This window comes from Desulfoluna sp. CYM3A, assembly GCF_056829965.1.
This window is the reverse complement of sequence record NZ_CP186556.1, coordinates 4562015-4581510: the sequence shown is the minus strand read 5'-3', so window position 1 is coordinate 4581510 and position 19496 is coordinate 4562015. Positions and strand designations below refer to the sequence as shown.

The 19496-nt window shown below is 59.0% G+C and carries 18 protein-coding genes and 2 pseudogenes; 8 read left to right on the top strand and 12 right to left on the bottom strand.

The genetic code is table 11. From position 1 onward, the window contains the following. Positions 1–171 precede the first annotated feature (171 nt). From ACOYW1_RS23210 to ACOYW1_RS23190, 5 genes and pseudogenes are all read left to right on the top strand, one after another. Positions 172–1776, top strand: coding sequence for an RNA-binding domain-containing protein (locus tag ACOYW1_RS23210; protein ID WP_482419931.1), 1605 nt, complete (start codon positions 172–174; stop codon positions 1774–1776). 3 nt (positions 1777–1779) lie between these two features. Then, on the top strand, positions 1780–2205 hold the full coding sequence (locus ACOYW1_RS23205; RefSeq protein ID WP_482419930.1) for a GNAT family N-acetyltransferase: 426 nt from the start codon (positions 1780–1782) through the stop codon (positions 2203–2205). A 139-nt stretch (positions 2206–2344) separates the two neighbouring features. Continuing rightward, a complete protein-coding gene (locus tag ACOYW1_RS23200; protein WP_482417994.1) occupies positions 2345–2701 on the top strand; it encodes an ArsR/SmtB family transcription factor in 357 nt (118 codons plus the stop codon). A 91-nt stretch (positions 2702–2792) separates the two neighbouring features. Next, a pseudogene (locus ACOYW1_RS23195) lies at positions 2793–3152 on the top strand (permease); the annotation flags it as partial. Positions 3153–3247: 95 nt separating this feature from the next. Continuing rightward, a complete protein-coding gene (locus tag ACOYW1_RS23190; RefSeq protein ID WP_482419929.1) occupies positions 3248–3883 on the top strand; it encodes a permease in 636 nt (211 codons plus the stop codon). A gap of 11 nt (positions 3884–3894) precedes the next feature. Here ACOYW1_RS23190 and ACOYW1_RS23185 read toward each other — a convergent pair whose 3' ends face one another. Then, the gene (locus ACOYW1_RS23185; protein ID WP_482419928.1) at positions 3895–4365 is read right to left on the bottom strand and encodes a superoxide dismutase [Ni]; all 471 of its coding nucleotides are present in this window, start codon (positions 4363–4365) and stop codon (positions 3895–3897) included. A gap of 711 nt (positions 4366–5076) precedes the next feature. Here ACOYW1_RS23185 and gcvA point away from each other — a divergent pair. Further along, positions 5077–5973, top strand: a complete 897-nt coding sequence (gene gcvA, locus ACOYW1_RS23180) for a transcriptional regulator GcvA (RefSeq protein ID WP_482417991.1) — start codon at positions 5077–5079, stop codon at positions 5971–5973. Between the two features lie 430 nt (positions 5974–6403). Here the strand turns inward: gcvA and ACOYW1_RS23175 are convergent, their stop codons facing one another. The 7 genes and pseudogenes from ACOYW1_RS23175 to ACOYW1_RS23145 form a co-directional block, all read right to left on the bottom strand. Further along, positions 6404–7294 (bottom strand): hypothetical protein, encoded by an 891-nt coding sequence (locus ACOYW1_RS23175; protein ID WP_482419927.1) that lies wholly within the window; start codon positions 7292–7294, stop codon positions 6404–6406. Positions 7295–7296: 2 nt separating this feature from the next. Continuing rightward, complete coding sequence (locus ACOYW1_RS23170; RefSeq protein WP_482419926.1) at positions 7297–7632, bottom strand: hypothetical protein; 336 nt, start codon at positions 7630–7632, stop codon at positions 7297–7299. Next, on the bottom strand, positions 7629–8477 hold the full coding sequence (locus tag ACOYW1_RS23165; RefSeq protein ID WP_482419925.1) for an outer membrane lipoprotein-sorting protein: 849 nt from the start codon (positions 8475–8477) through the stop codon (positions 7629–7631). The genes ACOYW1_RS23170 and ACOYW1_RS23165 overlap by 4 nt, the downstream gene beginning before the upstream one ends. A 284-nt stretch (positions 8478–8761) precedes the next feature. Then, on the bottom strand, positions 8762–9481 hold the full coding sequence (locus tag ACOYW1_RS23160; RefSeq protein WP_482419924.1) for an MMPL family transporter: 720 nt from the start codon (positions 9479–9481) through the stop codon (positions 8762–8764). 896 nt (positions 9482–10377) lie between these two features. Then, positions 10378–10980 (bottom strand): annotated as a pseudogene (locus ACOYW1_RS23155) (RND transporter); the annotation flags it as partial. Between the two features lie 834 nt (positions 10981–11814). Further along, positions 11815–12309: a MarR family winged helix-turn-helix transcriptional regulator gene (locus tag ACOYW1_RS23150; RefSeq protein WP_482419923.1), complete on the bottom strand. Its 495-nt coding sequence runs from the start codon at positions 12307–12309 to the stop codon at positions 11815–11817. A gap of 187 nt (positions 12310–12496) precedes the next feature. Beyond that, on the bottom strand, positions 12497–12964 hold the full coding sequence (locus tag ACOYW1_RS23145) for a hypothetical protein (protein WP_482417986.1): 468 nt from the start codon (positions 12962–12964) through the stop codon (positions 12497–12499). A 262-nt stretch (positions 12965–13226) separates the two neighbouring features. On the opposite strand from ACOYW1_RS23145, the gene ACOYW1_RS23140 reads away from it, so the two are divergent. Together ACOYW1_RS23140 and ACOYW1_RS23135 are read left to right on the top strand one after the other, a co-directional pair. Beyond that, entirely contained in the window at positions 13227–14420 is a 1194-nt protein-coding gene (locus tag ACOYW1_RS23140) for a GGDEF domain-containing protein (protein WP_482417985.1), read from the top strand. 182 nt (positions 14421–14602) lie between these two features. Then, positions 14603–15424: a radical SAM protein gene (locus tag ACOYW1_RS23135; RefSeq protein ID WP_482419922.1), complete on the top strand. Its 822-nt coding sequence runs from the start codon at positions 14603–14605 to the stop codon at positions 15422–15424. Between the two features lie 299 nt (positions 15425–15723). On the opposite strand, the gene ACOYW1_RS23130 is transcribed toward ACOYW1_RS23135, so the two are convergent. The 4 genes from ACOYW1_RS23130 to ACOYW1_RS23115 form a co-directional block, all read right to left on the bottom strand. Further along, positions 15724–16431 carry an ABC transporter ATP-binding protein gene (locus ACOYW1_RS23130; RefSeq protein WP_482419921.1) on the bottom strand — a complete coding sequence of 236 codons (708 nt, stop codon included), beginning with the start codon at positions 16429–16431 and terminating at the stop codon, positions 15724–15726. Then, positions 16428–17231, bottom strand: coding sequence for an ABC transporter permease (locus ACOYW1_RS23125; protein WP_482417982.1), 804 nt, complete (start codon positions 17229–17231; stop codon positions 16428–16430). Before ACOYW1_RS23125 ends, ACOYW1_RS23130 begins: the two co-directional genes overlap by 4 nt. 9 nt (positions 17232–17240) lie before the next feature. Next, on the bottom strand, positions 17241–18212 hold the full coding sequence (wtpA, locus tag ACOYW1_RS23120) for a tungstate ABC transporter substrate-binding protein WtpA (RefSeq protein WP_482419920.1): 972 nt from the start codon (positions 18210–18212) through the stop codon (positions 17241–17243). 235 nt (positions 18213–18447) lie between these two features. Then, positions 18448–18996 (bottom strand): hypothetical protein, encoded by a 549-nt coding sequence (locus ACOYW1_RS23115; protein ID WP_482419919.1) that lies wholly within the window; start codon positions 18994–18996, stop codon positions 18448–18450. Positions 18997–19496 lie beyond the last annotated feature (500 nt).

Sequence of the window (19496 nt, the reverse complement as noted above, 5' to 3'; positions counted from 1 at the left end):
GGGGGCCTGGTGGGTCTTCTCCAGCCTTGTGAGCTGGTCGTTTCCCTATCATATGAGGTGGTGGGAGGCAAGATCACCCCGGCGTGTGCCCGGTGAAAGGTTTTGAGTCCCGGATTTTTATGGCATACTGCCCCTTTTTGTATGCACTCGAAGGAGAGAAAAGGGTTTCTCATGATTAAAACATTGCTCAATCCTGCGGGGACACGGCAACGGCTGCTGCGCGACCTGATCGTGGTGATCCTTCTGACCACCGGGGCCATCACCGCGGTGACCCTGATCCAGGGGGCCAACATACGTAAGGAGATCGCCCAGGAGCATATCCGCCAGAACCTCCGGGCCACATCCGACGCCATCTTCCAGTTTTACGACCCGGTGCGGAGCAACGCTCTGCTGATCCAGAAATGGGGGGTTGCCGGGATCTGGCAGATGGACGACATCGCCTCCATCACCACAAAGCTCATTCCCATGATGGAGAACATGCCTCAGGTGGCGGCGGTGAAGTTCGGGGACACCGAGGGGCGCTCCTACCTGCTTACGGCCAACGAAAACATCTGGATCACCCGGACCGTTTCCCCCCATCGCCCCAAGGTCATCACCTGGAAGCAGTGGGTGAACGGCCAGCTCATCGATACCCGTGAGGAAGAGAAAACCTACGACGTGACGAACCGCTTCTGGTACAGGGAGGGCCTCTCCCTGACCTCGGATAAACAGGATGATGTCACCTGGCTGCCCCCCTACATGTTGGACTACAAGGAGGTCCCCGGTTTGTCGGCGGTCATGGCCTGGACCTCGGAGGGAAAGGACCCCCTTACGTCGGTGCTGGCCCTGGACGTGCCCGTCAATGACCTCTTCAACCGGATCACCGAGACCGATGTCGGCCCCAACGGCACGGCGTTTCTCTTTGACGGGGACGCCTCGGTCTATCACCCGGTGAGCGGAGAAGAACGTGCCGAGACCCATCAGTTTTTCCTGCATCATACCGCCGTGGAAGCCCCGGACGTCCGGGAGGCCATGGGGGCCTGGCACGCCAAGGGAAAGCCCACGGGGGCCTTTACCTTTACCATTGAGGGCCGAGCCTACTGGGCCGGTGTGCAGCCCATCACGGCAGATACCAAAGAGTTCTGGATCGGGGTTGTGGTGCCCCAGTCGGATTTTCTGCAGAAGGTTCTGGAGCGGCGGTGGGGCATCCTGTTCATTGGCTTGATTATCCTGGGGGCGGGGTTTGTCATGGCCGGGTTCCTGACCTGGAAATACCGGCACCAGCTCCGGGATATGCCGAACCGGGTGATCCGGGATGATCATTTTGAAGACGATGTTCGCCGCCTGATTACCCGCGGTGAGGGATCCTCCCTGGAGTTCAAGTCCACCATGCGCATGAACCTCAAGACGGAGAAGAACGATAAGCATATTGAGATCGCCTGGCTGAAAACCGTGGTGGCCTTCATGAACTCGGCCGGGGGGATCATCGTCATCGGCGTGGACGACGACGGACAGGTCGTGGGCACGGCACCGGACGGGTTCGAAAGCGAGGACAAGTGCCGGCTCCATTTCCGAAACCTGATGAACCAGCACATCGGCCTGGAGTTCACCCAGTACCTACACCTCTACATCGGTGTCATCGACGGTCACACCGTTCTGGTCATCGAATGCGAGCGGGCGGACCGGCCCGTGTTTCTCCTGAACAAAAAGGAAGAGTCCTTTTATGTGCGCAGCGGGCCTTCCAGCCTGAGCCTGACCATGCGCCAGATGCTGAAATACCTGGAGTCCGGGAAATAACCCATGAACGAAACGGTGTTTGACACCGGGGGCAAAGAGCTCCTGGGGCGGGTGGCTCCCCTGTGGGAGAAACTCAAGGCTCACCATGCAGCCCATTCCATCCATTTTTCTGAATTTCTTGCGGCACGGTCCTTTGCCGATCGCTCCGCAGATATCCTGTGCCACGGCGGCATGGTCCGGGTGGACCTTGCCGTCCGGGGGGCCGTGGACGTGGGGTACTGCGTCTGCACGATTTCACCCTCCGGAGCGGGGGAGATAGACTCCCTCTATGTGGATGTGGGCTGCAGGGGCTGCGGCCTGGGGGAAGCCCTGGCCCGCCGGGGGCTTTCCTGGATGGATGAAAAAGGTGGCCCGGCGTTCTCTTTCCGTTGTGTACGGCGACGGGGACGCTCCTGCTTTTTACCGTCGCCTGGGGTTTTATCCCCGTAACATCCAGTTGGACCAGCTGCCGCCTTCGGCGTAGGTGGCAGGGCGTTTTTTTTCGATATTTTCACGGCTATCCCCGGATTGTGTTGACAGGGGTGCGTAATGGAATATGTGAACATATATTCAAATGTAAGGAGCCTCAATGGACAACAGACCCGATGCCTGTCAGACTGAGTGCATGAATCCCGAAATCGCCGCTGCAGTGGGCGCCAGGATGGAGTCTGAAGAGACTCTGTTTCACCTGGCGGAGCTTTTCAAGGCGCTGGGGGACTCCACAAGGGTTCGGATCCTTCATGCCCTCTCCTTTTCAGAACTTTGCGTGTGTGCCCTGGCCGATATCCTGGACATGAGCTCATCGGCCGTGAGCCACCAGCTTCGGGTGCTTCGTTCCCACAAGCTGGTCAAGTACCGAAAAGATGGGAAAAACGCGATTTACAGCCTGGACGACATGCATGTGCATACCCTCTTTGAACAAGGGCTTCAGCATGTGAACGAATAGCAGGGACAGATCGAATGCGGGAGGGCTTTCTCCCGCTTTTTTTTAATACAACATGTGAACATGTGGTCACACATGAGTTAAAGGAAGCGATATGATCTTACTGGAACGGATTCTTTTCGAAAGCTGGACCGTCCTGTGCCTTTCAGCTCCTTATGTGCTGTTTGGATTTTTTGTTGCAGGCCTTCTCAAGGCCTTTATCCCGGATGATTTTGTGGCCCGCCACCTCGGGCGTGAGAACGGATCGAGCCTGTTGAAAGCCTCTCTTTTCGGGGTACCCATTCCCCTGTGCAGCTGCGGGGTGTTGCCTGCTGCTGCGGGTCTGCGCAGGCAGGGGGCCAGCAAAGGCGCCACCACCTCCTTTCTGATCTCCACGCCGGAAACCGGGGTGGACTCCATTGCCGTGACCTGGGCCCTTCTGGACCCCCTGATGGCACTGCTGAGGCCCCTTTCCGCCTTTCTGACCGCCATGGTCACCGGGCAGCTGGTACGTACCCTGGACCCGGACGTAAAGGAGACGACCGACCCAGCCCCCCGGCGGTATTTCCCATGGCCCAGACAAACGACGAGCCCGTGGCCTGCGGATGCGGGTGCAGCGCTCCGGCCAGCAAGCCCACGGTCATGGAGCGGCTGCGCACGGGCATGGGATTCGCCTTTGGAGATCTGTTTACCGATATTGCCGGATGGTTTTTTGTGGGGGTGGGCATTGCAGGGCTCATCACCGTCTTTGTATCGCCTGATCTTGTGGAGACCTACCTGGGGAGCCCCCTGGTGGCCATGTTGGTGATGCTGCTGATCAGTACCCCCCTGTACGTGTGTGCCACCGCCTCCACACCCATTGCCGCTGCCCTGGTTCTCAAGGGGTTCAGCCCCGGAGCTGCCCTGGTGTTCCTGCTGGCAGGACCCGCCACCAATGCCGCAGCACTTTCCGTGATCACACGCATTTTGGGGAAAAAGTCCATGATCCTTTATCTGGTGGGCATCATGGTCTCATCCCTTGCCCTTGGGTTTGCCGTGGACGCCATTTATGCGACTACCGGCCTCAGCGCCGGGTGGCAGGCAGGCGCCGAACATGCCGGGCGGACCTTTGTGGGCACGGTGAGCGCATTGGTCCTCTTCGGCCTCGTGCTTTTCGGCAGGGGGGGCCACGGGGGATGCTCTGATCCGGCCTGTGAGTGCGGGTAAGGCCCCTTGTGTCAATGGCCCGTCATGGTGCGGTAGAGTGCCCGGTAGGCCTCGGTGGTCTCCTTCAGGGACTTGACGTGGGCAAGATCCGTGGACTGTTTGGCCTTCATGGCAAAAAATACCAGCTGATGGACGTACTTCAGGCTCTCCACATAACCGGGCATCTCTTTGGTGTCCTTGGGGGGCTTGATCCGCTGGGCGAGAAAATACTGGGTGGCGATTTTCTGGATCTCTTCTGCATGGTGCTCTTTGTTTGAGACCCACCTGACGATCTGGTTGGTGTTGCCCTTGTCTGAGAGGGCGAGTTCGTTGATGGCCTTCATGCTTTTTTCGATGGTGGCGATGTGCTCGAAAATCATCTCAAAGCGCATCTCATCGTTGTAAATCCCGCAGGGAACCTGGCAGTGGGCGAAGGCGGACGGGGCCGAAAGGATAACGGCCCATGCCATGCACAGCCCGAAGATACCGGAAAAACGTTTCATGGTTTTCTCCTTGAAAATGCGTTGGGAGAACCCTGAGACGGGAAAGTGTGGGCTCGGGGGACGGGTCCTCACGGATGGTGGGTAAACGATGCCCGACAGGCTCTGGGAGCCTGTGGCTTTTATCGCTTTTTTCAGGGGGATATTATACCATAGCTGCCATGGTGGGAACCAGGGTGAAGGACGGGGACGACCTTGGTCGGCATGGTGCCTCCGGCGGGTCGCTTTTTTAAAAAAAAGCTCCGCAAAAACGTTCCGGTAAATAAAAAAAGAAGAGGGGCTATGCCTTGTAGGGACGCATCCTCAAAAAACAAAACCTGTTTGTCAAACTTTTCAAAAGATTGTCCCCCGGAAGGGCTGCCGGAGGCAAAAATTTAAATGCGTTAACCCTGGCCTCCGACGAAGTGAGTGTACACGGATCGCGTCCTGTTGTATGTTGCCACGATTTGCATGCCCTTCAGCGGTACCGAACGACATCTATGGGATAAAAGAGAGAAACATGAAGGGGCAGGGCAAAAAAAATTTCTGGCCGCCGCCGGCGTTGCCGGCGGCCAGAAATCTACTTAGGAGGAGAATCAATCCGTTCTTGACCCCTGCCGGCAAAAGGATGGCTGAAGCCGGCAGGGGGTGTTACATGTTGGAGTGACAAAAGAGATACCTCCCGGGCCGAAAATTCACAAACCATTAATACTTAACGAACTATTAGAAAAACTAATGCCTCACAACCTACCCCCCTTAAACGCCCTGGTCGTGTTTGAAACGGTGGCCAAACACCTGAGCTTTACCACCGCCGCAGGCGAGCTCTGCATCACCCAGGGAGCGGTAAGCCAGCAGATCCGAAAGCTGGAAGATTTTCTGGAGCTTCCTTTGTTCCGACGGGGACACCAGTCCCTGAGTCTGACCCAGGCCGGTGTGGATTACCTGCCGTCCGTCACCGAGGCCCTGGACAAGATCCGTATCTCCACGGCGTCACTTTCCCGAAAAGATGCCAGGGGCGTTTTGTCCGTGAACGTTTCCCCGAGCTTTGCCAACCAGTGGCTGCTCTCCCGGTTTCACCTGTTTTGCCAGGAGTATCCGGATATTGACCTGAAAATAAACGCCACCGCGGTGCGGACGGAGTTCGGCAAAGAGGATGTGGACGTGGCCATTCGCTACGGTGCCGGACCGTGGCCCGGGGTGCATTGCACCAAACTGTCCCACGGCAGGGTGTATGCGGTCTGCAGCCCGGAACTCCTGGAAGGGGCCCACGGCCTGACAACCATCCGGAACCTGAAGCACCACCTGCTGATTCGCAACAGCGAGCTCTGCCTTTGGCCCATGTGGCTTGAGAGCGTGGGCATGAATCTCATGGAGATGCGGCAGGGGCCCACCTTCAACCTTCTCTATATGGCCATCCAGGCCGCTGCCAACGGCCAGGGCGTGGCCCTGGGCAGCACCATCCAGATCCATGACCACGTCCAGTCCGGGACCCTGGTGGTCCCCTTTAAGGTGGGGGTCATCTCGCCCATCTCCTACTGGTTCCTCACCCCGGAGATTAAGGTTCAGGACGCCAAGGTCCTGGCCTTCAAGAAATGGATCACGTCCGAACTCCAGGCCCAGAATCAGATTTGACGGAACCCTTCCGTTACTATTCAGCCCCTATAAACCATCCATTTAGCCCGCGTAGAAGGCCCTTGCGCTTTGCCCTGAGGAACGAAGGGCAAAGCGCAAGGGCAATAAGCTTTCGAGGTGTTTTCGCTATTGTGGCTTCGCCACCCTCGCCGCCGGAGGCAGCCAGGTTAAAGACGCCTCCAGTGGCCCTGCCGGGGGCAAACTTTTACCAATTTAGATGCCTTGGGTTTCACAAACAGGTTTTGCTCAATTTGACGAAAATCTTCGCGGAAGCTCTTCCCCTGAGGAACGAAGGGGGAGGGCTTTCGCAACCTGGGGTCCAGGGGATTTATTCCCTGGCCGCCGGAGGCACGCTTTTTGAGCTCACTTTAACCATAGAAGGCTCGTTTTGTGACCTGACTTTGACCGGAATAGCTCCGGCGGCGTTGTTTCAATAGGCAAACCGGATTGAGGTGTAGATGTTGGTGTTGTCTTCCAGTTGCCCGAAAAACGTGGTGTTGCTGCGCCCCAGAAATACATTGGCCCCGGTGGTGACCTGCACGCGGTCCGACACCTTGTAGACAGCCAGGGGCCGGAGATAGGCGTCCTCATCCGTGGGGGACCAGTAACCGGAAAATCCAAGGCTCAGGGTCTGGTTGAAGAGCTGCTGCTCCATGCTGCAGGTGAGCACCTGGCGAAAGCGGTCTCGGGTGGCTCCGGGGGCGTTGGCGTATGCCCCGTGATCGAGGATCTCTTCCACGTAATACTGGAGGCTTATGGTCAGCTCTCGGCCCATGTCCCGGGCGTAACCCAGAAGGTAGCGCCGTTCCGAGTTGTTCACCAGGGGGTCGGTGCCCGAGCGGTCCTCCATGGAGCGGTACCAGGCCACCTCCAGGTTGGCGATGCCCGGGCCAAACTGGCCCCGGGCACTGGCGCCGTAGACCTCCAGGGCCGGGAAGCGGTCCACGCCTTCGGGCGTGGTGCCTGAGGGCTGTTTCCAGAATCCTTTGTAGCCGTAGGCCGCCACCTCCCAGGTTCCCACCCGCCTGTTGAGTCGCAGGGCGATTTCATCATCTCTGAACCAGCCATCGGGCGTGTCCACAGGGCTTGTGTTTCCTGGCGAAATATAGGTGCCGTCCGTGTAGCGGTCCGGGTCAAAGCGAGGGGTGTAGACCAGGTCGACACCGGCCAGGGGCGTGAAGATGCTCACCTTTGCCGCGTCTGACGGCGCCTTGAGGTAATCGCCGTCCCGCCCGATGAAAAAGGCCTGCCAGTCCTTGGGGAAGAGGTCGTTGAGAAAGACCAGATCCCCGGTGCCCCAGGTGAGGATCTGGCGTCCCACCGTCAGGTCGGTGGCGCCCCCCCTACCCTGGCCAACACCCAGGCCTCCCGCAGGTCATCTTCCACCGTTTCGGTGACCCCGTCCGCCCAGATATCCCCTTTCAGCTTCAGCTCAAACCCATCGTACATGGCCGAGAGGTCCCCTTGAAAACGGGCTTCCAGGGGAGACCACTCCGTCTCCTCCGGGCCTTTTTCAGGTCGCCAGCCCGCCCGGGCTTCGGCGTAGCCGTGGAACTCCACGGGGGCGAGCCAGGCAGGCAGGGCCTGTCCTGCGCGGGCCGTAACGGCCAGGCAAAGGAAGAGGAGGATTAAACCTGCGATGCTGCAGAATCCCTTCATCTCAGGAGCCTCCGCGGGGGGCGGCGGAGGTACCGCTCCGTGAAGAGGGTGTCGGACACCCCGGTGTTGAATCGGACGTTAGAGACCCTCATCTCCGTGACACTGCCCGAGGCGATGTTTGTGGCCACAGAGCAGGTGATGACGGGGTAGTGACGCTCCTGCCCGTTTTCTATGGCGGAAATGCTTTCCATCCGGGTGGCCTCAATGATCCGGGCCACGGCACCGGTTTTATCGAAGAACGCCTGTTTGACGGGGAGGAACGATTCTTTGTCGATGGTGGCGGTGTAGTGGGAAAAGGCGACGCTCTCAGGGCGCAGGGGGATGTTGTCGATGACATAGTACCGGTCGGTGACCTCCTTTAGCACGTGGCGGTCCTCGTGGATGTTTCGCCCGGAGATGTCTTCGTAGAGAAAGTCGGAGCCTGCAAAGCTGGTCCGCTTGTCCCCTGCGGCAATGCGTTTCACAAGGTCCAGGTTGGGCAGGTAGAGCCACCGGTCGTCGTCTTTGGCCGGGCTGTCGTGCTTGTGCACCAGAAAGGTCATCTTGCGCACGTCCGCCGGGGACTTGAAGCAGATGAGGTAGAACTGATCGCCGTTTTCGGCCGGGTGGTTCTTCCTCAGGGTGTTGAAGGCCCGCTTCCGGGTTCGGCCGAGCTTGTCCGTGATGACCATGCGGACGCTTGCACTGGTGTCGTCTCCGGGGTAAAGGGCGGCATGGTTTGCCCGCCGGACGATTTCATCGGCATTGGTGAGGTCATCCGCCAGGGCCGGGCCACAGGGGATGGTGAGGATCAGGATCCACAGGGCCAGGAAAACGGCCGGGATTGTCTTGCTGTGTGTGTTCATGGTGTCTCCTTCGTAAAAGATGCCTTGTCTGGTCAAGGTCGATTCAAAAAACAAGCCTTCTATGGTTAACGTGGGCTCAAAAAGCGTGCCTCCGGCGGCCAGGGGATTTTTAGCCTAAGTGGCTTCGCCACCCCTGGACCCCAGGTTGCGAAAGCCCTCCCCCTTCGTTCCTCAGGGGAAGAGCTTCCGCGAAGATTTTCGTGAAACCCAAGCAAAACCTGTTTGTCAAACCCAAGGCATCTAAATTGGCAAACGTTTGGCCCCCGGCAGGGTCGCCTTGAACGCTACTTGCGGGTGCACCCCGGATGCGCGTTTTTTTTCTTTATCTCCATTATGGGAGGCACCTTTCTGGGGTGAATCCGAGCCGAGGCACCGGAGTGGATCCTTTGTTTCCCGGGGAAGAACCGTTCTTCCCAGACGGTGAGGATCGCAGGCAGAACCACCAGGGTGATGAGGCCCGAGGCGGCCATGATGGCAAAGAGCATGGCTCCGGTGGTTTTGTAGGGCACCAGGGAGGCGACGAGCAGGGGCAGAAAGCCGAAGGCGACGACCAGGACGTTGCGGCTGATGGCCCGGGCGGGTTCGCCGAAGACGAGTGGCAGTGCCGCCTCCCAGCTGCCGGTGGCGGCAACGGCCTTTCGGCTGCGCTCCAGAAAATGGATGGCAAAGTCCACGGCCATGCCGATGGACAGGGCACTCATCACGGCAATGGGCAGATCGTAGTCTTTGCCCGCAAGGCCGGTGGCCCCGTAGATCAGGGGCAGGGTAATGGCCAGTGGGACCATGCACAGCATCGCCCATAAGGGGGATCGGAAGAGAAAGGCCATCATCACCAGCACCATGAGGAAGCTGCCGGCAAAGGAGCGAAGGAATCCCCCCACCAGTTTGATTTCCAGGACGCGGTTGATGTAGTGCAGGCCTGCCCACTCAAAGGAGAGGGGCACAGGGGGCGGGTGGATGGCCGTGTAGGCGTTGACGGCCTCCACGGCTTTGCGGGTCGCCATGCTGTCCCCGCAGTTGAAGTGCAGGCGGATGATGGCGTTTTTGTAGTCCGGGGTGACCAGGTGCCACAGATCGTTGGGCCGATGGCTCTGCTGGAATTGCAGGTAGCACTCGGCCACCTTGGGAAGGGTGTCCGGGAGGGTGAAGTCTTCGGGCGGCCCGTGGTGAGTTCCTGGTTGACCTTGCGGACCACATCGGCGGCAGACTCGGTTTTTCCGATATACGGCTTTGCGTCCATGGCGGCCTGGAGGTCCGCCACATAGGCCAGGAGATCGGGCCGCTTGAAAATCGCGTGGTTCTGGAGCTCGACCTCCAGAAAGGTCTGGATGTCGAGCCAGGCATCGTATTGGGCGTCGTTGGCCGCGGACGATGCCGTTTCAATGGACCCGACAATGCGTTCGGACAGCTCAGGGGCGGACGGGCTCCCGTGACCCAGTGCCGGGAGCTTTGACCTCATCTGTGTTGCCAGGGATCGGACCAGGGGATTTTCGTGTCCCTCTGCAAAGCGGCCCAACCGGTGTGCAAGGTCCTGGATATCCTGCTGGTCGAGGGCTTCGTTCCGGGTGTCGCCCAGGACCAGGTAGGCGGTGTAGGTGCCTGAAAAGTGCCGGTTCAAGGCGGTGTCTGCCTGGCGAATGGGGTGGCTGGTGTCAAAGCGTTTGGCGTAGTTGTCGTTGACCTGGATGCGGGTGATCCCCCAGACGGAGACGGCCACCACCAGGCAGAAACCGGCCAGGATGACCTTGGCGTGGGCAAAGGTGAAGCGGCCCAGGGCCGAAAGGAGGCGTGCCAGTCCCTTTGCTTCCCCGCCGGATTGGTGAGTATGGCCAAAGGATGCAAGGCGCCTTTCCGGTATCATCATGACGTACGCCGGGACAAAGAGAACCGTCAGCAGCCAGGCCACCATGACCCCGATGCAGAGAAAGCCCCCGAAGACCTTTGCCGGGGGGATGGGGGCCAGGGTCAGGGAGAGGAAACCGGCGGCCGTGGTGAGGGAGGTGTAGAGCATGGGGGCAAACAGGGTCTCCATGACGGACCGGATGGTGTGGGCCCGGCCGGCCCTGGGGGTGTATGTGTCGAAGAATTCGGACAAGACGTGCACCGAGTCCACCATGGCGATGGACATGAGGAAAATGGGCAGCATGGAGCTCAGGATATGGACGGGATACCCTGCACCGATCATCAGGCCCATGGTGATGACAATGGAGACCGTGGCGATGATCATGGGAAGGATGATGAGCTCCCATTTTCGGAAGAACAGGGCCAGAAGGCCCAGGATCACCACCATGGCCAGGGGGGAGGCTGTGCTCATCTGGGTGAACATCTCCACGCCCACGGCGCCTTCGGCAACGGGCAGGCCGGTGATGTGGAAGACGTCGCCTTCCGGGGAGGTGTTGATCTCGGCGATCTTTTCCCGGAGCGCCGTGTAAACCTTGTAGCTGATGAGTTTTTTGGTGAGGGGCAGGTAGAGGCTGATGGCGCGCCCGTCCTCAGAGACCATGCGGCCCTTGAGAAGGGGGTTGGAAAGGGCTTTGTCCCGGATGGCCCGTGCTGCCTCCCGGGTCGTGGGGGGCTCGGGCATCAGCCAGTCAAAGCGAAGGGAGCCCGGGGCGTCCTGGCTCATGTGGTCCACCAGGGAGGGGGCCACAAGGTCTGCTGCAATGACCCCGTGGGTTGTGGCCGGGTCCGATTCATCGGGCCACCTGAGGGTTTCTGCGAACCGGGTGAGGGTGTGAATCTTGGACAGGGTTGCGGGGTTGAAGACGCCGTCGGGGTCCTCCTCGTTGACGATGCCCACGATGACAATTTCACTTAAGGCGAAGTTCTTTTTGGTCTCATCGTTGAAAAGACGTGCCGGTTCGGTGGTCTTGAGCATGTTTTCCGGGTCGGTGTCCATGACCACCCGGGGGAAAAAGGCCGCCGCCGCAAGGGTGGCTGCCAGGATGAGCAGGGATACCTTTTTGGCGTGGATAATGGCCGCGTTGATCAGGAATCGTTTCAAGCCGTTCATGGGGATCTCCAAATCCTTGAGGGTAAAGGGTTCTGGTCTGGGGCAGCCCTGGATAAGGCTGCATCATGGAACTAAAAGGTTAATCTGCTTAACTAATAGGGTGCACCAATCGGGCGCAGGGGTACCGGGGTACCCGGCACGTTCGTGCCGACGGATGTTGGGGCTCAGAAAATCTGGCGCACTACTGTCAGGCTAAGCTGTCGGGTTGGGCCTGTGTGACGATCTATTTTGTTAATCTACTTAACTATTTTGTTGTAAAAAATACAAGGCGCATCCGCTCAAAGCCCCCTTCGGCTCAGGCGCTGGGGGCGCCGACGCAACGTGTTACGCTTTTTTGATGTCCGCCTGTTTGAGTCGTGCGTCCAGGGTTTTTTCGAACATCCCCAGGATCTGCGCCGTTTTTTTCAGGTCGGAAATAGGCACCCCCGAGAGGTGCTTGAAAAGAACCTCCCGGTCCTCACCGTGCATGCGTTCATGGGTGTGGTACGCGGCCCAGCCCTTGGGGGTCAGGTAGAGCCAGTACTCCTTGTTGGAGTGGGTCGACTGGCGACGCTCTACAAAACCTCTTTTTTCGAGTTTTGCGATCATCTGGGACGCCCCGCTTTTGGTGATGCCGAAGTGTCCGGCCACATCGGTGATGTTGATCTCCAGGTGATCGCCGATGACCTCGATGGTGTGAACCTCCTTGGTGGAGACGGTCAACGTGGCGCCTTCGCCTGCGTCGACCACAAGGGGAAGCTTTTCCATGCGCTCGTACTTGTGCAGGACCTGGGTGATCTTCTGGATCAGGTCCTTTATGGGGGGCTCTTGCTTTTTCATGGGATAATGGTAAAGCTGCTTAACTATTTTTGTCAAGAAAAAAAGCGACGATCCTTACTCATCGCTTTTGTTGGTCTAAGGCTTTGGCAAACCCTCGGGATTGCTGGGTCCCACGGTCAGGCCGAACCAACCATCATGAACCGGGTGGGGCAGGGTGCATCGGTGACTGGGCCGACATGGTTTACCATCAGCTGTTTTTCGGCCAGACAGGTTCGTCATTTTCGAACCTGTATCCGATTTCGATTTCCACCAGGGTGTCGGCATCGAACCAGAGAAAAAGGCTCTGGTCCACGTATTCCACCAAAAGGTAATCCGGGGCGTCGTCTTCGGTGTGAAGCTCTTCCTGGGGCGCTTCATTGATATGGCCTGCAAGGTGGGTGAGGACCTGCAGTTTGGTCAGGCCGAACAGGTCTTTGCCGAACAGGGTGTGGCCGGGCTCGCGAACGGCGATGGTGGAGAGGCGGAAGTCGTCGTCGGAGTCGAAGTTGAAGACAAGGCCGTCCCCATAGTACCCAAGGACTTTGGTGCCGTCGCCCAGGGCATCTTCGAATTCGATGTACTCCCGGGATTCGGGAAGGCCCAGGTGTTCGGTGACGCTCTCTTCTTCCTGGCCGAACCGTATAGGGCCGATGCCGATGCCGATATGTATGTCCATGATGCACTCCTTGGTTCTTCGGGGGGTATTTTCTTACCATACTCCAGCCCTCTTGTCCCTGCAATGCGAATCCGTGTCCGCCCGGTAATTCCCTGGAAAACCTGGGGCTGCATGGCGGGTTTCATTCGAAAGGTCATGGGATTGGGGGCTGCTGCCGAACCGGTGTATTTTTTGCGGGGGGCCATGGAAAAAACCTTCTTATGTTCCGTGAGCATTCATCCGATAGGGTTGACAATATCCGGTAAAAAGAAGGGGGAATGCCATGGGGTGCAACCTGAAAAGCAGCAAGGACATACCGCCGGGGGAGGTGCCCGGTTTCAATCGCCGCACGGCCAGAGACAACATTGTCCGGGAGCAGGTCATCGCCCTGCTGGTGCTGGGTCAGTACCTTCTCTCCCTGGTGTGGGTGGGGGGGACAGAGGACCTTGGGGCCCTTTTATCCGGGATGGTGCCCGCCATGCCCCGGGGCCTCTTTTTCGGGGCTGTTTTCCTGCCCCCCCTTTTAACTCTGGGGATTTCCTTTTATGCCCGGAGGTTCCTCGTCGGATCGATTCTGCTCTTTGGTTTTCATCGGGCGAACCTGATTCTTCTCCTGTTCGGGGCGGCCCTGGCAGCCATCCTGATGCAGACCCCCTTTGTGTTCGAATCGGTTCTTCTCCTGAGCTCCCTTCTTGTGGTGGTGACCCCTGTGTTTTCCCAGGGGCTTTACCTGGGGGCCCTGCTGTTTTTTTTCCTGGGATCTGCATGGGCAGGGGGGTGGCCGGGCTTTTCCTGGTTTGATATCGGGGATGTGGTACTGACGACCCTGGTGGGGCTGATCATGGTGCGATTTCGGTTTTCCGATCGCGTGGGACGGTATTTGACGAGTCGGACCATGGAAGAGCAGCACCGTCAGCTTAAAGAGACGAACCGGGAGCTTTTAAAGGCCAACGGCAGGCTCCAGGCCATTACGTATGTGGACGGCCTCACCGGAGTGAGCAACCGGCGTGCTTTTGACGAGGCCCTGGAGGGGGAGTGGCGTCGGGCCATGAGGGTGGGAGCGCCCGTTGGTCTGTTGATGCTGGATATCGATTTTTTCAAGGCCTATAACGACACCTACGGGCACCAGGCCGGAGACGATTGCCTGAAACAGGTGGCAGGGTCCCTGGGCGCCGGGGTACGGCGCCAGGGTGAGATGGTGGCTCGCTACGGTGGCGAGGAGTTTGCCGTGATCTTTCCCGGTGCGAATGCAGATGCCCTGGCTGTGCTGGGGGAGTCCCTGAGGCGGCGTGTGGGGGCTTTGGGGCTGATGCATCCCTCCCTGCCGTGGGGCCATGTGAGTATCAGCATCGGCGGGGCCGTGGTCTGCCCCCGACCGGGGGAGGACAGGGAGTCCCTGATCAGGCAAGCTGATAAAGCCCTCTACGCGGCAAAGGAGGCGGGGAGGAACCGCGTGGTGATTCGAAAGGCCCCTTGAGACGCGGCAGCGCCGGGGTGGGTGAATCGCTGCGTGCCAGATTGGTAAAGGGTGGCATGCGGCCGGGTAGTGTGGTATATCAGATATCAAAAAAGAGGAGGATGGTCGGGGTTGCCCGCCTCTTCCGGCATGATTGATTTTCCGGGCCCCGCAAAGGGCCTGCCATGTGTGAGGAATATCTCGTGTTTACCCAACGCTCTCAACTGTCCACCCTGAGCCACTCCCGGGCTTACGGCCATTTTACGTACATCTATCCTGTTATTTCCCGCCGATCCCACGGCCTTTCCATCGGGGTCAACCTGAGTCTGGACAACCGCTGCAACTACAACTGCCTCTACTGCGAGGTGGATCGAAGCGTGCCGGTTTCCCGTGTCCGGGTGGATCCGGAAGCCCTGGGCCAGGAGCTCTACCAGATGCTCTCCGACCTTTCTCCTCATTCCCCGGCCCTGCGGGACGTGACCTTTGCAGGCAACGGCGAGCCCATGGCCGTCGGCGTCCTGGACCGCTGCATCGATCTGGCTGCGGAAACCCTTGGTACCCTGGGCTTCACCGACGTTCCCGTGGTGGTCATCACCAACGGCACCTTTATCCACCGCCCCTGGGGGCAGCGGGCCCTGACCCGGCTGGCCGCCGCAGGGGGCGAGGTGTGGATCAAACTGGATGCCGGGGACCAGGAGACCATGTCCCGCATCAACAGCACCCTGTTTCCCCTTGAAAAGCTGGAAGAGAACATCTTTGACGCCAGCCGGATCCTTCCTGTCACCCTCCAGTCCATGTTCATGAAACGCTGGGGCAGGCCCCCGGCCACGGAAGCCGTGGACAGCTATATTGCGTGCCTGAAACGCCTGAGCCAAGCCGGGGCGGCCATTGATGGCGTCCAGGTCTACACCGTGGCAAGGCAACCCCGACTGTCCCATGTCACGGCCCTTGACGCTCCTTCCCTTGAAGCCATCGCCTCCCGCATCCGCACCGAAAGCGGCCTGCCCGCCACATCCTTTGCCTAACCCGGGTTCGCAAATGCTTGCCTCCGGCGGCCCTGCCGGGGGCCAAACTTTTAAAAAGTTTGACAAACAGGTCTTGCGAACGTCCCTGGCCGGTCGAAAGATATCAGCCAGCCGAGTGTTGTAAACATATCGGACATGCATCGTCTTCTGTCGTTCAGTCCAACGGTGCTGTACGGCCGAAGAAGACACGACCGGAACGGGCGCAGCCCGTCAGAAAATGTGACGTCCCTGAGGAACGAAGGGGCGGAGCATTTGCGAACCTGGGGTGCAGGGGATTTATCCCCTGCTCGCAGGAGGCATCACAGAGTAGCTTTGAGGAATCGGGCCACAAAGGGTGTTTCGGGGTGGTGGAAGAGGGTCTGGATCGGGCCGGACTGTTCGATGCGGCCGTCACGGATCACGGCCATGGACTGGCCGAGGTAGCGGGCCTCGTCAAAGTCGTGGGTGACCATGAGGCAGGTCATGGCCTCGTCCCGGTGAAGGGTTTTAAGAAGGGTTGAGATTTCGCTCCGCGTGGCCGGGTCCAGGGCGGAGAGGGGCTCGTCCAGAAGCAGGACGTCGGGTTTGACGGCCAAAGCCCTGGCCAGGGCCGTGCGTTGTTTTTCTCCCCCGCTTAACGTCGGGGGTTTTCGAGTCTTAAGGCGGGTAATGCCCAGGCGGTCCATGAGGTCATGGACCGTCTGCCGGGCGTTATCCGCCTTTTTGTTTTGATAGCGCAGGCCAAAGGCGATGTTCTCTTCCACGGTGAGGTGGGGAAACAGGGCGCCGTCCTGGTAGACGATGGCGAGGTGGCGTTTTTCCGGGGGCAGGTGGGTGATCTCCGTGCCGTTTAAGTGCAGGGTCCCGTGGGTGATGGGCGCCAGCCCTGCCAGGGCCTCTAGGATCAGGCTCTTCCCGGCGCCGGTGGGCCCTAAAAGAATGAAAAACTCCCCGGGGGCGACGGACAGGGAGACGTCCCGGACGGCAAAATCGGGCAGGTGGATGGAAAGGTTATCGATTTTTATCATTCCGGTGTTTCTCCGCGCTGGATAAGGACCCTCAAGGCCACAAAGAGAAGGAGGCTTGCCGCAATAAGCCAGAAGGCCACGGGCTGGGAGTAGGAGAGGCCGTAGGCGGTGAATCGCTCGTAGACCATGACTGGGGCGGTCATGGGGTGGTAGGCCACGATGATGACGGCGCCGAACTCGCTCAAGGCGCGGGCCGCGCTCATGATAAAGCCCACGAGGATGGAGCGCCAGCACAAGGGCAGGGTGACCCGCAGGAAGGTCTGGGGAAAGGAGGCGCCCAGACTCCGGGCCACGTTTTCCAGGCGCTGGGGAACCTTTTTGAACCCGCTCACCGCACTGCCGATGAAAAAGGGCAGGCCCACAAAGGTGAGGACCGCCACAATACCGGTGGTGGTCCCCATAATGCGGATGCCAAGGCCGTGCATCAGGTCGCCGATGACATGCCCTTTGCCGGCGATGCCCAGAAAGGCGATGCCGATGACCGGATGGGGGATCATGATGGGAAGATCCACGATGCTCTCCACCAGGTGTTTTCCCGGGAAGTGTTTCCGGGCCAGCAGGTAGGCAAAGGGGGTGCCGAAGACCAGGCAGATGGCGGCCGCCCCAAAGGACGTGGCCAGGCTCAGACCGATGGCCCCTCGCACGTCGGGGTCTTTCAACGCCTCTGCCAGGTTGGCAAGGGTGGGCCCGGTGATCATCTGGACCAGGGGCAACAGGATCATCAGGGCCACCAGCACGCTGGCAGAGACCATAAGCCAGAGTGCCGGCCCTGAATGAACGCGGGAAAAAGATCGCTTCACGAGCACCCCTTACATGCTGACTTCAACTCGTTTCTGAAGGACGGCGGGCAGCTTGCTCAAGGCGGCATCGGAGGCAACCCGGCAGGGGACAAAGGGAGGCTGGCCCATCTCTTTAAGGGTTTTCAGGCCCTCTTCGGGGTTCAGGAGGTAGTCGAGGAAGAGAACGGCCGCCTCTTTGTTGGGGGCGTCTTTGACCAGGGTGATGCCGTAGGTGCAGGATTTTCCCCTTCGGGTGATGAAGGTGCCGGGTTTTTTGCCGGAGACCTTGACCTCAGCGGTTTTGTAGGTGTCGTCGTAGCGGTAGTCCCCTAAGTTGACGGCGCTGGGGAGCTCCACGTATTTCAGGCCGTGCTGAACGGCCACGGAGAGGTACTCAAAGGCGTAGTCCATGTTGCCGGTGTTGAGCAGGGAGATGAGCTCCACGGATTTGGGGCGGATGTTCTTTTTGGGGCGATTGGCGACGAGGGCCTCAAAGAGCCCTTTTTCGCCGTAATGGGTTTCCGCAAGCTTAAGGGCCATGACGCTGCGGTAGCCGCAGGGGTCGAGGTTGGGGTCGGAGTGGCCCCACACCACGTCGGTGCGTTTTAAGATCTCATGCCAGTTGGTTCCGTTGATCTCGCCTGCGTAGCGGCTCTGCGGCGTGTAGCAGAGGACCAGGCGGTTGGTGGCAAAGCGGATGTTCCAGTCCGCATGGGCCGGGATAAGGCCCTTGTCGATGACGGCGTAATCGGCGGAGGCCATGATGTCGGCGGGCTTGCCCAGCTCCGAGATCATGCGGGCCATTTTGGTGCTGCCCCCGGCTTCCCGCTGGATGTCGATGTCGGGGTGGAGGGCTTCAAAGTCCTTTTCGATTTTTGCAAAGGGGACGGTGAGGCTGCCTGCGTGGAAGATGGTCACCTTGCCTTTGGGGGCGGCCCAAAGGGATGCCGGTAGAAAACAGATAAGTGCCGCAAGAAGGATCGGTCGAAAGAGTCGGTTCATGGGTGGGTGTCTCCGTTTGAATGGGGGGGTGAACATATGACGATTGGTGCGTGTAACGATAAACTCATATCTTTGGGAGATAGAAATATCAAGGGGGAATGGGGGCGGTGGCAGGGATGGGGGAATCTTGGAGACACCGGTAGGGGCGGTGTCTGCACCCGTGGCATGCACGGGTGCGTTTCACCTTGTTGGTGTTCTTACAAAAAACGGAGAGGTATCGCGGACGGTGGAACCGTTATACGTGAAGCTCGGAGTTCTTTCGAAGGTACGGCGAGGCCGCGTCGGGCGTCGTTGCCCGGGGTACTGCATCGGCCGTAATGTGGCGGGCCTTTTTCCGGGCCAGGAGTGCCTCGTGGAGAAATTCCAGGGTCCCGAAGAGGATCAGGCAGTAGCCCAGGAGTTCACAGCCCTCTTCCACGGCATTTTTCACCGAGCGCATGTAGCCTTCGTGCATCACCGCCTTCCAGAGTACCTGGCGGCCCATGAGGCGTGAGAATACCAGGACCGTGAGGGCCCCTGAGGCCATGACGCCGAAGCTGGGACGGCTGAGAAAGCTGAGGACCGCTGCGCCCAGTGTTTTGCCGGGGTATCCCAGGCAAGGGCCATGGTGAAGATGCCCACACCAGGGCCAGGGCCTGCCAGGCTCCGTCGAAGACATATTCGTCCAGGGCAAAATCAAATTCGCGGATAATGGCAATGCAGGCACCTCCACCAGGAGCGAGGTCAGGGGGGCGTCGGGTTTGTTGATGTGGCCTGCCAGGTAAGCCGATACCGCCATGAGCATCAGGAGAGTCACCTCAAGGCTTTCAAGGAGAGAATTTTCAGAGAAAAAAGTATCCGGAGTGTTGTTGGGCTTCCCTGGTCACCAGAAGGACCATGGTTCCAAGAAAAAGAATATAAAACGTAAAACGAAGGGCAGCACTTGCCATTGGGTTGAGTTGTTTAGGAGTCATGTTTTCAGTAGCCGGGGTTTGAGTTGTTTTCGAGTCTCTGCTGTCGATCGTTTATCCAGGGGGGACCAATTCGTTGATTTCGTTACTTATAAATGCACCCTCTTTTCGGCGGTGCATTGGATGGCTCATATACCAATCAAAAGCGCTGTGATTTGTAAACCATATAGTACAGCGGAGGATATGGGAACGCAAATGAATAGTTGGTATGTGGCTGTTTTTCAAGGGGGTTATGTTGGTAGTGTGTGATCCGGGATCGTTGATACGAACGGCGTTAACCGCCTGCCGGCACGGGGGCAGAGCAGTTGTTCGTACCATGGGGAGAGGAGATGAT

What these genes read in the sequence shown, in the direction of transcription:
- ACOYW1_RS23170 (WP_482419926.1), bottom strand. Translation starts at nt 7,632, where the DNA reads ATGAAGGGATTCTGCAGCATCGCAGGTTTAATCCTCCTCTTCCTTTGC.
- gcvA (WP_482417991.1), top strand. Translation starts at nt 5,077, where the DNA reads ATGCCTCACAACCTACCCCCCTTAAACGCCCTGGTCGTGTTTGAAACG.
- ACOYW1_RS23145 (WP_482417986.1), bottom strand. Translation starts at nt 12,964, where the DNA reads ATGGACATACATATCGGCATCGGCATCGGCCCTATACGGTTCGGCCAG.
- ACOYW1_RS23165 (WP_482419925.1), bottom strand. Translation starts at nt 8,477, where the DNA reads ATGAACACACACAGCAAGACAATCCCGGCCGTTTTCCTGGCCCTGTGG.
- ACOYW1_RS23150 (WP_482419923.1), bottom strand. Translation starts at nt 12,309, where the DNA reads ATGAAAAAGCAAGAGCCCCCCATAAAGGACCTGATCCAGAAGATCACC.
- ACOYW1_RS23140 (WP_482417985.1), top strand. Translation starts at nt 13,227, where the DNA reads ATGGGGTGCAACCTGAAAAGCAGCAAGGACATACCGCCGGGGGAGGTG.
- ACOYW1_RS23185 (WP_482419928.1), bottom strand. Translation starts at nt 4,365, where the DNA reads ATGAAACGTTTTTCCGGTATCTTCGGGCTGTGCATGGCATGGGCCGTT.
- ACOYW1_RS23205 (WP_482419930.1), top strand. Translation starts at nt 1,780, where the DNA reads ATGAACGAAACGGTGTTTGACACCGGGGGCAAAGAGCTCCTGGGGCGG.
- ACOYW1_RS23190 (WP_482419929.1), top strand. Translation starts at nt 3,248, where the DNA reads ATGGCCCAGACAAACGACGAGCCCGTGGCCTGCGGATGCGGGTGCAGC.
- wtpA (WP_482419920.1), bottom strand. Translation starts at nt 18,212, where the DNA reads ATGAACCGACTCTTTCGACCGATCCTTCTTGCGGCACTTATCTGTTTT.
- ACOYW1_RS23115 (WP_482419919.1), bottom strand. Translation starts at nt 18,996, where the DNA reads ATGCTCATGGCGGTATCGGCTTACCTGGCAGGCCACATCAACAAACCC.
- ACOYW1_RS23210 (WP_482419931.1), top strand. Translation starts at nt 172, where the DNA reads ATGATTAAAACATTGCTCAATCCTGCGGGGACACGGCAACGGCTGCTG.
- ACOYW1_RS23130 (WP_482419921.1), bottom strand. Translation starts at nt 16,431, where the DNA reads ATGATAAAAATCGATAACCTTTCCATCCACCTGCCCGATTTTGCCGTC.
- ACOYW1_RS23160 (WP_482419924.1), bottom strand. Translation starts at nt 9,481, where the DNA reads ATGGCGACCCGCAAAGCCGTGGAGGCCGTCAACGCCTACACGGCCATC.
- ACOYW1_RS23200 (WP_482417994.1), top strand. Translation starts at nt 2,345, where the DNA reads ATGGACAACAGACCCGATGCCTGTCAGACTGAGTGCATGAATCCCGAA.